This window comes from Hyphomicrobiales bacterium (assembly GCA_016710435.1).
In the GTDB taxonomy this organism is placed as follows: domain Bacteria; phylum Pseudomonadota; class Alphaproteobacteria; order Rhizobiales; family Aestuariivirgaceae; genus Aestuariivirga.
Genome location: JADJVV010000047.1, coordinates 14281 through 30547, shown reverse-complemented (window position 1 = coordinate 30547; position 16267 = coordinate 14281). Strand labels below are relative to the sequence as shown.

Annotated in this window: 16 protein-coding genes; 1 reads left to right on the top strand and 15 read right to left on the bottom strand. The window is 60.1% G+C overall.

The features are described 5' to 3' along the window. Window positions 1–73: 73 nt before the first annotated feature. Window positions 74–379 carry a hypothetical protein gene (locus IPM06_22080; protein MBK8773098.1) on the top strand — a complete coding sequence of 102 codons (306 nt, stop codon included), beginning with the start codon at window positions 74–76 and terminating at the stop codon, window positions 377–379. 67 nt (window positions 380–446) lie between these two features. Here the strand turns inward: IPM06_22080 and IPM06_22075 are convergent, their stop codons facing one another. From IPM06_22075 to IPM06_22005, 15 genes are all read right to left on the bottom strand, one after another. After that, window positions 447–1427 carry a glycoside hydrolase family 104 protein gene (locus tag IPM06_22075; protein MBK8773097.1) on the bottom strand — a complete coding sequence of 327 codons (981 nt, stop codon included), beginning with the start codon at window positions 1425–1427 and terminating at the stop codon, window positions 447–449. A gap of 50 nt (window positions 1428–1477) precedes the next feature. Continuing rightward, on the bottom strand, window positions 1478–1714 hold the full coding sequence (locus IPM06_22070; GenBank protein ID MBK8773096.1) for a hypothetical protein: 237 nt from the start codon (window positions 1712–1714) through the stop codon (window positions 1478–1480). Window positions 1715–1758: 44 nt separating this feature from the next. Beyond that, window positions 1759–2406 carry a hypothetical protein gene (locus IPM06_22065; protein MBK8773095.1) on the bottom strand — a complete coding sequence of 216 codons (648 nt, stop codon included), beginning with the start codon at window positions 2404–2406 and terminating at the stop codon, window positions 1759–1761. Between the two features lie 9 nt (window positions 2407–2415). Beyond that, complete coding sequence (locus IPM06_22060) at window positions 2416–6303, bottom strand: hypothetical protein (GenBank protein MBK8773094.1); 3888 nt, start codon at window positions 6301–6303, stop codon at window positions 2416–2418. Then, entirely contained in the window at window positions 6300–6725 is a 426-nt protein-coding gene (locus IPM06_22055; GenBank protein ID MBK8773093.1) for a C40 family peptidase, read from the bottom strand. Before IPM06_22055 ends, IPM06_22060 begins: the two co-directional genes overlap by 4 nt. After that, window positions 6722–7546: a DUF2163 domain-containing protein gene (locus IPM06_22050; GenBank protein MBK8773092.1), complete on the bottom strand. Its 825-nt coding sequence runs from the start codon at window positions 7544–7546 to the stop codon at window positions 6722–6724. Before IPM06_22050 ends, IPM06_22055 begins: the two co-directional genes overlap by 4 nt. Then, entirely contained in the window at window positions 7543–8415 is an 873-nt protein-coding gene (locus IPM06_22045) for a DUF2460 domain-containing protein (GenBank protein MBK8773091.1), read from the bottom strand. Before IPM06_22045 ends, IPM06_22050 begins: the two co-directional genes overlap by 4 nt. Further along, window positions 8408–10627 (bottom strand): hypothetical protein, encoded by a 2220-nt coding sequence (locus IPM06_22040; protein ID MBK8773090.1) that lies wholly within the window; start codon window positions 10625–10627, stop codon window positions 8408–8410. The genes IPM06_22045 and IPM06_22040 overlap by 8 nt, the downstream gene beginning before the upstream one ends. Continuing rightward, window positions 10624–10767, bottom strand: a complete 144-nt coding sequence (locus IPM06_22035) for a hypothetical protein (GenBank protein MBK8773089.1) — start codon at window positions 10765–10767, stop codon at window positions 10624–10626. The genes IPM06_22040 and IPM06_22035 overlap by 4 nt, the downstream gene beginning before the upstream one ends. 56 nt (window positions 10768–10823) lie before the next feature. Beyond that, window positions 10824–11150: a hypothetical protein gene (locus IPM06_22030; protein ID MBK8773088.1), complete on the bottom strand. Its 327-nt coding sequence runs from the start codon at window positions 11148–11150 to the stop codon at window positions 10824–10826. Between the two features lie 3 nt (window positions 11151–11153). Then, the gene (locus IPM06_22025) at window positions 11154–11795 is read right to left on the bottom strand and encodes a phage tail protein (protein MBK8773087.1); all 642 of its coding nucleotides are present in this window, start codon (window positions 11793–11795) and stop codon (window positions 11154–11156) included. A gap of 10 nt (window positions 11796–11805) precedes the next feature. After that, window positions 11806–12219, bottom strand: coding sequence for a hypothetical protein (locus IPM06_22020; GenBank protein ID MBK8773086.1), 414 nt, complete (start codon window positions 12217–12219; stop codon window positions 11806–11808). Continuing rightward, entirely contained in the window at window positions 12220–12489 is a 270-nt protein-coding gene (locus IPM06_22015; protein MBK8773085.1) for a hypothetical protein, read from the bottom strand. A 127-nt stretch (window positions 12490–12616) separates the two neighbouring features. Further along, a complete protein-coding gene (locus IPM06_22010; GenBank protein MBK8773084.1) occupies window positions 12617–14173 on the bottom strand; it encodes a methyltransferase domain-containing protein in 1557 nt (518 codons plus the stop codon). A 93-nt stretch (window positions 14174–14266) separates the two neighbouring features. Continuing rightward, window positions 14267–16198 carry a phage major capsid protein gene (locus IPM06_22005; GenBank protein ID MBK8773083.1) on the bottom strand — a complete coding sequence of 644 codons (1932 nt, stop codon included), beginning with the start codon at window positions 16196–16198 and terminating at the stop codon, window positions 14267–14269. Window positions 16199–16267: the final 69 nt, after the last annotated feature.

Genomic DNA, 16267 nt, shown 5'->3' with positions numbered 1-16267 from the left:
TATTTGACGAACAACGCTCATTGCGGCGGTCTTGTTGACCGTTGAGTTGGGCTGGTTTTAAGGAGATTGAACGATGAACGGAAGAATACTCACCTGCGTTTATTGCGGGCACGAATACCCACAGGACACGCCGGCAGCAGGAAGCCAGGTGCTGACGGAGCACATCAAGGTTTGCGAGCGGCACCCGATGCGGAAGGCCGAAGGCGACATTGCCCTGCTGCGCGGCGCGCTTGTTGGCCTGATCGGCGCAGACGGCGAGGACGATCTGCGGCAGATGGAAGCGACGATGCGACTGTTGCCGGCACCGGACGCCGATAAGGCGGTTTCGATCAACGCGATTCATGCGCTGCTGGCGACCATGCCGCCCAACGCAAAGTAGACATCAAAACCGCCGCCTATTCTGCCGTAAGGCGACAAAGGCGGCGGCGTTGATTATTTGGCGTTGATCAGGTCGGTTTTGCGCTGACTGGAGAAGCTGGTTCCGAGGTAATAGCCGGACACCGCGCCAAGCACCATGCTGATGATCGACGACACCACCATCGCCTTGATTTCCATCGTCCAGTCCGGTCCGAAGATGACGGCACCGACGACCATATAGACCAGCGGTAACATGCTGGCCGAGATGATGAAGGCGGGCGACTTGAATACGCTGGCGCCGGCGGCCTGGAGTGCGACATCGGCTTTCCGCGCGCCCTCGATCCCGCCGCCACCGGACTCGCCGGTGAGCGTACCACCGCGCTTCGATGGCGCTGGCGTAGTGGCTGGCCAGTTCGGGGGTCGGACTGGATGGCGGCGACAGCGCCTTCCGCCGTGGGCTGGTCCGTCACCGCCTTGGCGATCTCGACGGCGATCTCGGCGGCTTTGGCGTTTTTCTCGGCCTGTTCGCCATGCCCGAAAAGGCGGATCAGCGCGGGTGCGGCCTGAATAAGGCTTGGAATCGCTGCCAGAACGAAGGGCGCCATGTTGGTTGCTCCTGGTTGTGTTTGGGTTGGGCCTGGGTTTTCTTGAAAGGGTGCGGCACTCTGGCCGCCCTCCTTCGTCAGCCGATCGAGAAAGGCAAGGCAGCCGGCCATGCTTTTCGTCGGCTGGCCGTAGGGACTGCCGGGCAGCGAGGCCCATTCTCGGTTGCAGCGTTCCAGTGCGGTCGGCCAGTCGCCCTCAAGCACGGCGGGCAATGCGCGGCGGCGCTCGATCAGGTAGAGCGCGGCGCGATCCTGACTCGGCGGGCTGAAGTCGGGAAGGCCGAGGGCTTTCTTGCATTCGTCCCAGGTGCGCGACAGGAATTGATACGCACCAGCAGCGGTCGAGGTGATCGGCTTGCCGCCCAGCGTTCGCGTAATCAGGCGTCGCGGGTGATCCTCGAATTCGGTGAAATGTTCGCCACCGAACAGCGTGGAATAGCCGGCGCCTTCGGTGTAGCGGATCAGCGCGAGGAATGCCTGTACGTTCGGATTCTTTAGCGTGTTGTCGTAGCTGGTCATTTAAGGTGGTCTTTCGCCCAGGCTATAACCGCCCAAATCATTGCGGCAGCACCGGCCATGATCGGAATCAGGATTTTCGACCCTTTCCACAGCGCCACCAGCTCCTCAAGCGCCGGCTTTATGGAGTCTGATTCCGCCATGTGGCTGGTGATCTTTCGGTCGATTTCCAGCAATAGCCGGTCTTGAGAATCCATCCGCCGATGGAGGTTGGCGATAAGTTCGTGGTCGGTCATGCTTTTCCCTTCTCGCCTCTATGGGCGGGATGCTGTGAAACCTTTTACGTGTCCGCCGTAACCCGCACGACGTTCGTTCCGTCCGAGTAAATGATTGCCCGCTTGGTCGTGGCGACCGTGATGCCGGTTCCTGATGCGCCGATAAACTGTAGCGATTGCCCGGTTCCGTTATAGACCGTCCATTGGCGCGGGATCAGCGGCAGCACCATATTTCTTGTCGCAGTAAGCGTTCCGGTAAATTGCAGTATATGGTTTCTCGCCTCTGCCTGCGTCAGCGTGTAATTTGCATCAGACGCCAGCGCCTTCGCCAGCAACCCGTGATGATCTGGAACGGCCAGCCGGTGGTCGGTGTAGCTGGTTACGGTGGCGGTGCCTACGACTATGGTATAAAGCGGCGTCTGCCCTGCGGTAAAGCCGGTGACGCTTTTCGACACCGCGCCCGTCGTTGGGTTGGCTTCAATATAATTCGTCGTCGAGGCGGTAAGCGTAATTGTGCCGTTAGCAATCTGCGTCAGTACGCCATTTAGCAACACGTTTCCACCGTAATATCCCCACGCTATACCAGAGCAGGTCGATGCGCGCCGCCCGTATAGAGTTGCCGGAGAGGCGGCGTCGAATACGGCATTGGCGGCAAGGTCTTGCGACCCTTGACCCTGTACGATGCCGTCAATATTGGTTGTAGAGTTAGACATTGTTCATCCTCATGGATCATCGAATGCGGTTGTGGGCGGCGTGAATGTGGCGGTGTAGCGGCAACTCTTTGTTATTCTCAAGTCATCAATTTGACCGGCGAAATCTCGTGAATACCCTGGATCGCGGCCAATATTCAAATCTAGGTTGAGATTTACAACCGCACCACTCCATGTATTGCTGGCAACCGAACTACCATCAACCCAGATGTTCCATGCCGCCCCGTTTCTGGTGATTGCGATATGGTGCCAGTTGCCATCATTGACTGCGGCGGCAGAAGTTGAAGTCAGAAGTGCTGACCCTGTAGAATAGCTGGCGTTCCACATCTGGATTGAGCCTGATCCATTGCCGTTGAGCAGAATTGCCCATGCGCCAGACGGGAATGATCCGTCATCGCGCCCAAGCGGGCAGGCATACGAAAGCGTCTGGGTCGTCTTGATCCAGAACTCGATGGTCAAATTATCCGACCCAAGCTCCAAGTCTGTAGCATCCGGAATTACAACGTAATCACCAGACCCATCGAATGTAGCGCTGCCCGTGCCGTATTTCGGCGAGCTTGTCGTGATTTGCGCATTACCGTTGGCCGTGGCGACATGCCCGCGCAGATCGGTGAAGGTGGTCGAGCCATTCGTGCCGTCCATGTGCATCGCCAGGACGACGCTTAATCCGAAGGCATCATTGCTCAGTATCATAGCTAACGATGACTGCAACGGATAGCCGCGCCCGACCACAGACGACAACTGATAGACGCGCAGGTATAGAGTTTCCTGATTGCTGCCGAAATCGACCACTTGTTGCGCCGATGTATAAGTGGCGGTTGCAGAAGTTAATCCGCTGATCGTGCGCTTGATCGTCGCGTAGGATGAATCCCACACCTCGACCTCATAGGACTCAGACGATTCACCAAGCGGCGTAGCGACACCGGAAAACGGTTCGACAGCATTGCGACTGCGGCGCACCCAACTAAACGACCAGTCAAAACTGCTAGGCGAACGACTTCCGGACAGTCTGATTGGCGACAGCGGCTTTAGGTTGATTGCCGAATACGCCAGCGGGTAACTGACGCTCGAAAGGCCAGCGCCTCGCGTCACGCACTGGTAATCATAGGCCAGCCCGATTCGTGTGGTATCCATCGGCACGAAATCAATGGCCGCAGGGTCGAGCAAAACGACCGCATCGCCGATCTCATGAACGCCGGTGTATTGTTCCGTGCCGAACCGACCACGCATCAGGTCGGAAAGGATTAGCGCACCATTCGTTCCAGAAGTCGTCACCGTCCTGGCCGCGACGATCTCCCACCGGCCAGATGAACCGATGGCAAAATGGTTTGCTCCGTTCATTAATTGCGTTTCCGTAACCGACGACGGCTTGATATAGGTGCGGGGAAGGAATGAAACGGTCGATGTGGCATCAATGATGTCGGTGCGGCCTGCTGCAAGAACCGATTCTGCGTAACCAATGCAAGCGCCAGGGTGCGACTGAACGGCGACATCGACCCATGACGCGCCACTATCTGTAGAACGAAACAGCACCGATCCAGTCCAGCTATCAATCCGCCCACCCATTGCGGCAACAAGCCCGGAACTATTCTGCACCGTTGAGTCCATGCACGGCACATCGAGAACAGCCCATTCAGTCGGAGAAGCGTATGGAATTGTTGTAACCCCCGTCGATAACCCGCCTTGTCCAACTGCCGCAGATACGTACACCTGCGAATCATGGAGTTTTGCCAAACATTCGACCCTGCCGTCAGGCAATAAATTAATTGACACCAGGCGCATCGTGTAGGTCGTGCTAGCATCTGAAACCGTTACGATATCGGCTGGTTCAAGTTGCGCAAAAGAGGGCGGCAGCGTGAAAGAGAATTCCCGGCGCTCAAGCCAGTATAGATATAACAATTTTTCTGCTGTCTGCGCGGCCTCGTCGGGCGTCATGACGACAGAAAGATCAATGCGCCTCTCATTAACTGAATCAGTATTCAGCCTTTCGGCGTATTGCTCGCCGATCTCGTACTCTCTAGGCTGCTCAAGATAGGCAACAAGGACTCGCGCAGGGATTTGCAAGTCCATTTCCCGCGACTGAATGAGCCTGACGGCTGAACCGCCATCGGATGCGCCAAGGTCATCGGCGGTGATGGTCGCTACGCTTGATCCACCCCGTCGAACGAACTTGATTTTATATCCTGACTGAACAATGTCGAACGGAAATGCCGCCTGAAGCTGGTCAAACCCACCACGTATCGGAGAAACCGTCGAGATGCGATAGCCGCGAACGATGTCATTAAGCGATGTCGCGTCGATGTCGTCCAGCGTTATAAGTTCGCTTTTGACGCACTCAGCCTCAACGATTCCGCGAAGGGTTTTCGTTCCGCCAGATTGCGAGCCTGAAAACATGGCGAGTGATGTGTAAGTTTCTGCGCCGGTTGCACTGGTCGGGTTGAATAGCATGGAAAACGAATGATTTGCCTTGAAATACATTGGTATTTCACCAATGACGGGGTGCAGCATATTCGTAGCAATAACCACCAATGCCGAATCGCCCGGAGTGTAACGATAAAAATCACCCCTATTTTGTAGATAGCAAACGCCGTCATAGCCGTGAATCTTTGGGTAAAACGATTCAATTTCAAAATTTGTTGTTCCGTCGTGCTTGATTATGTAATAGCTACCAGTCGTCATGTCGATAACGAACAAAGACAACCCTATCGAATCTCCGGTCAAGTTTTCATCACTGACGGCAAACATCAAATCACCCGTATATGCAACGGAGCAAATACGGCCTACCATCTCCGAAAGGTTGATCGTTCTTGAGATAACTCCAGTAAGTTTTATTTGTGCCGGGTCGCTCACGACATAAATTATGTCGCCGTCTGCTCGATGAATAAGACCGCAAGTTGACGGAATTTCACCCGTTGAAACAGTTGAAATCAGGTTTCCAGACCATGTAATTACATACGTTTCCCACACCGGGCCAAGATACTGCTGACAAAATACAGGCACGTCAGTTTGATGGCAACCGTACCCATTAAGATAATAATCAAGGCCAAGCGCCGTGGTGTCCGTTATCTGTGTCCCAAGATAAGCACCGAACGGGTCTATAGTCTCAATGTACCAAATAAAACCGTTTTGATTTCCCTGGCGATAAAGCGTCAATCCGTTAAAATCGTCGTCGATCCATGATGCTATTTTGACCGCGCCCCCAAGGGCGTTTCGTGACTCATTCAAAACAGTCATTTGATAACTGTTAGTCACCGAAGTCGTCAATTCAACGCGAATGGGACACCCAAGCAGGCTGTTACCGTAATCCTTAAGAGGGAAATCTTCAAACACCAAATAACATAGCCCACGAAAAGCCGGCGTTGAATCAATCCCAAGCGCAGCTTGCATTCTTGGGTTGGCCTGCTGGTCGTCCGTGCCATAATAAACGGAAAAATATAACGATGATTCTTGACTTGAAATGATCGTGCCATAGTCAGATGAAACGCTGCTATAAATCAGAGTCGATCCGGCCCATATACGAAGCACGGAATCGACCGGGCCTTCGCAGAAAGCGACGGCAAACGTGGCGAAATAGCTGTAGGTTGTGACTTCTGCGCCGCCGCCGCCCTTTCCGCCCTGGATTTCCTTTGACTCTACTTCCTTGATCTGATTATTTTCCAACCAGATCAGGTTCCCGTTTAGCGCAACCGTTCCATATACGCGAGGAACAACCGCACCATATGAATTAGTTTGAACGGAAAGATCAGAAAGTCTTGGCCCGACAATATCCTGGCCCTTCGGCGGGTCAATATAGCCACCGATTGCACCGCCGATTGATGCGCCGAGTGCGACGTTGCCACCGGCCATCGCGCCTATGATACCGCCAACCACCATCCCGACGCCTTGGCCGACGCTGCTCATGTCTCAACCCCTACAAAGCGATAAACGCGAACAATGCGTTTTCTCCATGTTTCGTCAATTCGGTGTTCGCATACCTTCCCCGGCTGCATCCACGCATGGATGATGCTATCGCCCGCCGAGATTGCTATATGTTGCGGGTCGCCGCCGAACGTCATCATCAGGATGTCGCCAGCCCGCATATCCGAAACAAGAACGCGATCTATTACCCCGGCCTTCTCATGTACTTCAAAGGTTGCCTCTAGCATTCTTCCAGACGGGCGGCGCGGATAAGCTGGAAGGTCGTTGTGCTTGACCTGTAATTCAGACGCGACATAAGCCAACAGCCCCGCGCAATCCAGTCCAACACCGACGGTTCGGCCTTGATGGACAAATGGCGTCCCAATGGCTGAACGAGCCGCAAAAACAACATCATCCGGCGTCACGACTGACCCCCGAACTTTGTGGCCGCGCTGCTGGTTGGGATATTAGGGAAGCCGAAGAAGTTTGGAACATTACTCCGCGCCTGACAATCGACCAGCCGCTTGCGGCATCCAGGCTTCAAAGTGTAGGTGTCTCCGATGGCGGGCGCGTAAAAAAACCCCTCAAATACCGTGATTGTTCCGTCAGCGGCATAGCCGCGAATTTCCAAAGGCTTCAACCCGGAATTAAGCCCAGATGTAAATTCAAATGTTCCTGCAATAAAGTGGTCGACCGCCTCACTTCTTGAGCTATCGCGGAACACAGAATTTGAAGTAACCGAAGTCACCGCGCCAGTGACGGTTAGTGCAGACAGGTTGATCGCACAGCCCGCATCGCCAAAGGTGCGCGAGCAGGATGCTGTATAGGTTCGCCCGACCGACTGGTTGAGCGCGTCGCTAATGCTCATTCCCTCGACCCTGTACTTCTCATCCTCAAGCGTTGTTTTCCCAAAAAATCCGAGCGTTACCGGCTCGTAATCCTCAACCGGCGCAAGAAAATCGCACTTGAAAATATAGATGCGGGCGTTGTCGAATACACCTGAAGCAATCTCGTCGTGGCTGATGCCGGCGATGCCGGCGATCCCCTCGATGTCGATTGCCGAAGGCGATGCCGACGAGGTGGAAGAGAATGCCGTTGTCTCATAACCTGAATCAGTCAGATAGACTTCGGCGTTACTCATGGTCAGATTGCCTGGAAACGAAGTAAGGCGCACGATGGTGCCGTTCGTGCACTCGATCCGCACGCACCAGGCGGCGGTTTCGTAAGGCGCGACGGTGGCTTTCATGGGTTGAGCAGTTCCACCAGCGACACCCCGTCGACCGGCCGGTAGCCGGGATAATCCTGGCCGACCGGCAGCGCGGTGGAAAAGCGCACCGGAAAGTCGAACTCGAAGCCGGCCGTCACCGTTTCACCAGCCTGCGGGCGGGTATGGACGACGCCGCCGCTGGTGTAGGTCGAGAAGGCGGTCGAGTTGATAGCCACGGTGATCGTCGTCGCCGAGGTGGCGGTAATCAGGGCGCGCAGGCCGTTGATCTGGGTCATGCCATTGACGCCGGAAACCTGCACGCTCTGCCCGCTGACGAAACCATGCGCAGCCCCGACCACCAGCTCGGCGCTCGCCGCCTGGCTAATCGAGGTGACGGCCTTGGTCTGGTCGGCGGCGAAGGTGACGCGGCCGGTGGTGGTATCGACCGACCAGTCGGCCGAGCGGATCGCCGTGGCGCCGATGCCGGCCAGCACCGTGCCGGCCACCGGCTTCTTGATGTAGCGGTAGGCATAGCCGGTGGCGCCGGCGGCCTTGTCTGTGCCGTATTGCTTGGCCAGTTGATAGACGCCGGCCGACACCAGCGCCATCGGTTGATCGAAGGCGGTGGGCGCCCCCTTGGCGCCGTTGCTCGACCACTCGTCGAAGCAGCGCGCGCGGAAGCCGGCGAAGGTGCCGTGGGCGCGGTGATAGACGGCCATCAGTTGCGCGTAGGTTTTGGCCTCGTCCAACAGGTAGGAAATATCGAAACGGCGCACCGGGTAGGGATGCACCAGCGAGCGGTATTCCTGCCCGCCGGCAGTCGCCACAACGTTGACCGCGTAGTCATCCTGGTAGGACGACCCGTAGCGGATCAGGTCGGAGAGGCGTTCTTCGAGGAAATCAGCCATAGCGGCGCGCTCCGTTTGCCACGCCCAGCACCGAGCGCGCCCCGGAAGCGGCGGCGCGCTTGACCTGCGCGGGTTCGGCGGCGCCGTAGAAGTTCATGACCTGATTGACCGGCTGGCCGCCGCCCGACATGGCGACCGGAATACGCCGGCCATCGGGGAGCGGGACGTAGGCTTCCGGGGTGCTGCCCTCGCCGAACATCGCCATTTGTGGCGAATTGGCGATGCCGCCCCGCGCGTACTTGTTCAAAGTTAGCGCGCCATGACTCGTCATGATGCCGCCGTTGGCGAAGTTCAGCCCGCCGCCGGTGGGATAGGATTTCAACCAATCCAGCGACGAAGTGCCGCCCGAACCACCGAAAAGCCCGGAAATCCACTTCAGGCCGCTTCCGGCGAGTCCACCAATATTGCCCGTATTGCCCATGTCGCCAAACAGCAGCTTTCCGAGCTGGGCGGCGGCGGCCTGGGCGATCATCTTCTGCACCACCTGGGCGAAGGATTGGCCGATGCTCTGCATGCCGTCCTTGGTCGGGTTGATGAAGAAGTCGGCCATTGCGTCCTGCATGTTGCGCGCCGCCTGCTTGGCGAATTCGTTCACTTCGTCGATTGCCTTGATCGCGTCTTCGGCGTCCTTCTGCTGCTGCGATTTTTCCTCGCCCTTGATCAGTGCCCCGGACAACTTTTCGCGCAAGGCGAGTTCTTCTTCGAGGACGGCGATCTGGTCCTCGCTGGCGCCGTTCTGTTTGGCGATGGCGATGGCGTCGGCCAGCCGCGCCTGCTCGACGACGCTGATCTGCGCGGCATTGAGTCCGAACAGCTCGGCGGCTTTCTCGGCGGCCTCGATCTGCTCGAACATCGCCTGGCGGTTTTTGGTGTTGGTGCCTTCGGCGGATTCCAGCGCCTTGCGATAGTCTTCCTGCGCAGTGACCAGCTTTTCGAGCGTTGCCAGGTTGTCCAGGCTGGCGAAGATCGCCTCGCGCTGCGCGCCGGTGGCCTTGAGGATGCCGGCCTCGAGCTGATACTTGACCTTAGCCGCTTCCTTCTCGGCGGCGGTCATCTTGTCGGTCGATTGCAGGTCGACTTCCTTGAGCGCGACCTGCTCGCGCAACGAAATGATCAGCCGGGCGGCGTCGTCGGCCTGCGAGCGGGCAGCGCCGGTTTTAGGCGATCCAGTAGTCGCGGGCGTGCGCTTGATCGGTTCCGTGCCGCCAGTAGCAGCAATCGGCTTGCCGGTGCCATTCTTGATGCTTTCAAGTTGCGTGTAATAGCTTATTTCCTGCTGGACACGGCGCAGCCGTTCGTTATCGCCGTCTTTTCCGCGCCCGATGCTGATCGTGTCTTCGAGTTTCTGCGCTTCCTTGTTGAGCGCCGCGAGGCTTTCGGTCGGCGTCTTGAAGTTGAGCGACTTCATCACGCCGTAACGGACGAAGGCATCGAGCAAGCCATCTGAGTTCTTGATTGCGACCAGGGCTTCGGATGAAAACTGAATCAGGAACGGCAGCAGGTTTTCGGCGAGCGCCCGCCCTGCGGCAGACGACACGACACTGAGGCGCAGCAGGTTGTCGTTGAATTCGTCGGCCTGCTTGGTCAGGTCTGAGCCAATGACGGCGCCGAGCTTTTCGGCTTCGTCGCGCATGCTTTTGATGCCGGCGGCGCCGCCATTAAGCACCGGCACCAGCTTTGCGCCGGACTTTCCAAACAGGTCGACGGCCAGCGCCGTTTTTGCGGCACCGTCCTCGAAGCTGGCAAAGCGTTCGGCGATTTCTGCAAAGACCGCGTCGGACGATTTCAGCTTTCCGGCCGAGTCAGTGACCTTGATGCCAAGGTCGGCGAACAGGTCTGACGCTTCCTTGCTGCCGCTTGCTGCTTCCTGCATCTTGACCGACAGCTTGGTCAAGGCCGTCGTCATTTCCTCGAATTCGAGGCCATTCAACTGGCCGGCGAAATTGAGTGCGCTCAAATCCTCGACGGTTACGCCGATGCGCTCGGCGGCCTCGTTCAGCTTGTCGAGGTCGTCAATCGTCTGCTTGATTGTCGCCGTCAGGCCGGCGCCGCCGACAAAGCCGAGCAGGCCGCCACCAACCCCGAGCGAAGCAAAGGTCTGACCAAGGCGCGAACCGGCAGCAGAGAGCGATTGCAGCCCGCGCTGCGCCGAGGCGATGGCGGCGCGGGTTTCGTCCTTTGCGGTGATGATGACTTCGGTTTTTTGGGTCATAACGATTTCGCAAAGGCCAGCGGGTCCAGCGGTTTAATTTCAGGCGGCGGCTCGGGGATCGCTTCCCAGGGTTGCCACTTCCATATCTCGAACCATTCGGCGTATTCGCGCGCCGACAGGTTCGTTTCCAGTTCGGCCACCGTGCGCCCGAGCCGCGCGGCGAGGATGAAAAGGAAGCGGCGCTCGGGCGCCGCCCTCAGTTTTTTGCGGCTTCCTCTGCATCAAGTCCGGACAGTTGCTTGGCTACCGTGAACACGCGCAGCGCCGCGGCGAATTGCACGCCGCCGAAGCGTTCCCACTCGGCTTCGGTGAGCAGCGGCTTATCGTCCGGCCCAACGACGGCCAGGTGCAACAGGCGCGCCATCGAGGCGAAGCCGGCATCGTCGTCGCGCAGGCCGGCAAACAGCGCCATGCGGTCGCGCAGCAGCAGGCCCCGCACGGTGACATCGCCGCCGAGTTCCGGCAGGGCGACATCCTCGCGCGGGAGGCCGGGCAGGGTTATGGCCGATCTGTCGAGGGCCATCGTTTAGCTCGAATACGCCTTCGGACCACCCAGCGCCGTGAAGACGACGGTGGTCTTGATCAAGTCCTGCGCCGAGCCGGTGGGCGACAGCGAGCAGCCGACGTAGGCATTGAAGGTGAACTTCTGGCCGTTGGCGAAGCTGAACAGGATGGCGCGCTGGGCCTGCGAGTCGGAGGCCGACTTCAGGGCGACCAGGCCGGCGTCGGACGGGTCCCAGAACGAGTCGAATGTGTAGTTCGACGGGTTGGGCAGGCCGGGGACCTGCGTCTTGATGTTGTCGTGGATCGTGGTGGTGTCGATGAAGTCGAAGTCGCCGCCCGAAGCGTTGATCGAGGTCAGCGTGGCCAGCGAGGTGCCGAAGGTGATCTTCTGCGCGGTGCCGGAAACGAAAGTCCCGTAGTTGGTGGTGTCCTCGCCTTCGAGCGAGAAGCTGTCGGTGGCGACGGCGGACACGCGGAAAACGCGGTAGTTGACCTGGTACATGCCTTGCGCCAGGATCAGCACATAATCGCCATTGCTGTAGCCGTGCGCCGTCGAGGAAACGACGCCGGTGGTGTTTTTGGTGATTGCGGTGATGGTCTTGGTGGCGGCGAGAGCCGATTGAACCGATACGGCCACGTTCGCCCATTTGGTGATGACTGCCATTTTGATCTCCTTAGATCGGGGTGCCGGGCGAACCGGCGGCGGTTAAATAAGTGATGCGGAAGGTCAGGACGATGCGCCCGGCCGGTTTCTCGACCGCCTCGTCGAAATCAACTTCGAGGCGGGTGAGTTCGTTGCGATAGGTGAATCCGGCCATTGCCGTTTCGACTTCGGCGGCGATGGTGTCCAGGGTGTCGTCTACGTTGCTGGCCGACTTGGCGCAGCCGGTTACGGCCAGGTCGAGGTTGCGTTCGGCCATGCCGCTGATCGTTCCCGGCGTGATTTCCTCGTCGTTGGTCGTGACCAACAAACACGGCAGCGATTCCTGCGGCGCCATGCGGCTCTGGAAGACGCGCGAGCCGGTGGTGGTCAGGTTGGTGAGCAGGGTGGCGGCGGCTTCGCGGATCGCCTGGCGGGCGTGGGCCATTTATGCGGCCTCCAACCGGCAGACATCCCAGCCGGTGCCGTCGCCTTCGACGTGCGTCACCGTGTAGGTCACGCCGCCGATCAGCAGGGTATTGCCGCGCACGACGGCCGAGGCGGTCGGGCAGCGGAAGACGGGATCGGTGCCGGCGATCATGCCGTAGGCTTCGCCGTAGGCTTTGTCGAAGACGCCGGAAACCGCCGTCGAGCCGTTCTTGGTCGCGGTGGTGGCGAAGTCGGCGAGGAACGGATCGTTGTATTCGACGAAGGCCATCAGGAGTCATCCTTTGCTAGCCGCGGCGGATTACGATAAGGCGGCACATAGCCAGAAGGCCGGCGCGGCTTCGTAGCAGCACGAACCGGCGCAGCGGTGGTGGCGAAGTCGGCGGCCTGCTCGGTGATCATGCGGCCTGCCTTTCCTCGATGCCGAGGCTTTGCAGCACCAGGGCGGCGACGTCTTCGGCGCTGTAGCTGGCCATGCAGGCGGCGGCGCCGGTGCGGGTGTCCTTGCTGCACATGACGGCGGCCGCGTTGTGGATGCGGTGGCACGGGTGGCAGGCGACCGGCGCTTCGAGCGCGGCGGTGTTGATCCAGTCGCGGGTCAGGTTTTCGTTGCTCGAGTGCGAGAGCATGACGACCTTCGGCATGGCTTCCATCGCTACCACGTTGGCGAACACGCTTTCGCTGCCGACGAAGGCGTCGGCTTCGAGGCACAGGGTCATCGCCAGGCGCAGCGGGAATTCCTGGCCGACAACGTGGCCGTATTCGATGCCGTGGCGCTCGACGAGGTCGAGGTCAGGGAGGTGCGTCAGGTCGCCGACCATGATCGAATAGACGCCGGCGTCGGCGAGCAGGCCCATGAGCGCCTGCGTGTGCGGCCATGCCTTGAACGGTCCGGATCCGGTGGGCGAGACCATGACCAGCTTGCCGGGCAGGCGGGCGCGGGTTTCGGCGGCCCACTGGCGCTCGGCGGCGGTCGGGTAGAACTTCTGGCGGCTCGGCGTGCCGTCCGGCAGCTCGGCATAGGCGTGCACCATGTCGAGGTAGTTGTGGTTCATCAGCTTGTGGCGGACCGGCGCCGGCAGGTAGAAATCCTGCCCGGACTGGTGCGGCAGCAGGCGGGTTTCGACCGAGCCGATCAGGTTGACCCACTTGTCGAACTTGACCGCCTCATGCGCCCAATACTCGATCAGCTCGTCGTCGCCGAGGATGCCCTGCGGCAGCACGGTGATGGCGGCGAAGTGCGGGTCGTGGCGCAGCACTTCCTCGCCGTTCTTGGCGACGTAGGCGGTCACGGCATAGCCCTGGTCGTGCAGGTGGGCGGCGACGCTGGCGGCCCACAGCGCATCGCCATTGCCGCCGATGCGGACGATGCCGGCGGTCTTGGCCGGGCGCGGGGCGGCCCACGGCTCGGACTGGCCGGCGCCGGCGGCCTTCTTCTGGAAGACCAGCAGAAACGAATACTCGTTGCCGTCGCCGCGCGTCTGCGCATTGACCAGCGACCAGTCGGGGAAGGCGAGCCGGAAGAAATCGACGATGACTTCCGGGCGGAAATCGTGCTTGTGGTCGGGGTTGCTGCCGGGCTGGCCGATGTTCGGGTAGAGGTCGGCGTGCGGAAGGTAGAGGCACAGGTGGCCGTCGACCTTGAGCAGGCGCCACCACTCGCGCAGCGCGCCCTGCCAGTCCTCGATATGTTCGAGGGTGTGGCTGGAAAAGATGGATTCGGCGGCGCCGTCGGCGAAGATCGCCAGGCGGGCGGCGTCGGGGACCACGATGTCGGGCTTCATGGCGATGCCGAACAGGTCGCTATCCTTGCCCGAGTCGATGCCGATCAGGTGCGGCCACACTTTCGCCGGGCCGCAGCCGATGTCCAGCCCGCCGCGCGCCAGGTAAGGCAGCACTTCGTAGCGGACCTTGTCGGACTCGTAACCCTGCGGTGCGGATGCTGACCAGACCATCGTTTTCCTTTGCTTGTTCGGGTGCTGCCCGGCACGCGGCCGGGCAGACTGGTGAAGCAGGCAGGACGGGTTGCCCCGTCCTTGGTTCTTGCGTTAGCCGGCGAGCAGGTCGTCGACCTTGGCGAAACAGCCAGGCTGGCGGATACCGAAGTCGGCAAACTGGTTCAGGGTGATCTTGACCTGACCGGTGTCGGCCTTGGTGTAGGGATCGACCGTGATGTCCGGGGCGCCGAACAGGCCGATGGTAGCCATCGACCAGTCGCTGCCGAAGATCGCCGACGAGCAGACCGTGGTGCTGGTGCCTTTCGTCAGGTTGCTCGGCATGTTGTTGGAGATCGCCACGCGGTAGCCGTTGAGCGGCTGGGCGCCGTTCTGCCAGACCATCGGCAGGTTGGTGCCGAACTGCGTCTGCTTCAGCTTGCCGCGCGTGCGGGTGTTGAGCAGGTATCCGGCGAGGCGGTCGGGTTCGGCGTTGGCGTTGGCGCAGGCGCTTTCCAGATCGACCACGTGCGCCCAGGTCGGTGCGGCGCCAGCGGTGCCGGCGACGACAGTGCCGATGTTGGCGGTGTAGCGGATGCCGGTCATCTGCGGGGCGGTGCCGGTGCCGTTGATGCACTGGTTTTCGAGGTTGACCGCAGCCGACATGATCAGGTCGTCGCGGATCATGGCTTCGAGGGCCATCGCCGACTGGATGATCGCCTGCTTCGACACTTCGACGTAAGCCGAGGTACGCTTCGGCGACAAGGTCACCTTGGCGGTTGCCGGCGCGGTTTCGGAGGCCGAACCGATTTCCGTCACCGACCCGATGGTCGAGGCGGTTGCCTTGCGCGGCAGGTCCACGTTGCCGGTCAGGCCGGTCAGGACGCGGGCGCCGAGCTGGCCCATCACCAGGTTGTTGCGCAGGACATCGACGAACATGTCGCCGCGCAGGTCGGTGGCGACCAGGTTGCCGGCCTCGGTGGCGGTGCCGACGTTGAAGTCACGGGAGAAGGCTTCGGGCGGCAGGTAGAAACCTTCCGGCGAGCGGCCCATCATCTTGGCGACGCCTTCGGAGCATTCACGCTCGAAGCCGGCTTCGCGCCAGTCACCGGTGATCGCGGCGGACAGCGCACGGCCCAGCGAGTAACGCTTGATTTCCTTGGGGGTCAGGCCGAGGGCGATGCCGGACGCGTCGGTGTGGCGCGTCTGGATTTTCTCGATGACGAAGTCCTTGAAGGCTTCGACCGAGCGGCCGTTGCGGATCGCGTCGGCGGTGTCGTTGGGGCCGAGATATTTGGCGTACTGCGTGCCGAGGGCCATGAGTGCGTCGCGGCGCTCGATTTCGAGTTCGGCCGGCGTCTTGGTGATCGGATCGGACATGGTTTTTTTCTCCAGAATGAGAATGGGGGATTTGGCGGGTGCTGCGGGTTGCGGTGCGGGTTCGGGTTCGACGCCAGCCGACCTACCGACTCCGACTGAGACATCCGCCGGCACCGGCACGATGGATGCCTCGAAAGGCGTCCACCGGGTGACGACGAATGTCGGCGGCTTGTCGTCCTTGGCGCGCGCGGCCGCCTGGCCGGCACGGAAAAACGCTTCGCCGTGTTGTTCGCGCATTTCGCGCTCGAATTCATTGCCGCTCAGGGTGCGGACGATGGTTTCGCTGCCGTCTTCGGCGCGCTTGACTTCCTGCAGCTCGTCGACGAAATAGCCGACCGAGACATGCGAGCGGATGCCGTCGGCCACGTCCTGCTGGATTTCCTGCCCGAGTGCCGAGCGCGAGAACTGCACCAGGCCACGCAGCACCTTGTCGCCGTCGATGCGCACCGACTTGACGGCGCCGATCTGCTGGGCGGTGTCGTGGTTGAGCAGCAGCGGGTGGCGACCATCGCCGAGGCGTGTCATGTCGATTGATTCCGCATCGTGGCGCAGGATTTCAATCCCGAACCACCGCTCATAGGGCGCCTCGGAAGAAATGGCGATCTCGACCAGGCCGTCTTCGCGGGCGGCGCGCTGTTCGATGGTGAGCGTGCGGGTGAATTGCATAAAATCCTCGCAAGGTATGGCGCGAGGATGCCGCAGGCGGCGCGGCAAGTTAAGGCAAAAAGTGGCCCC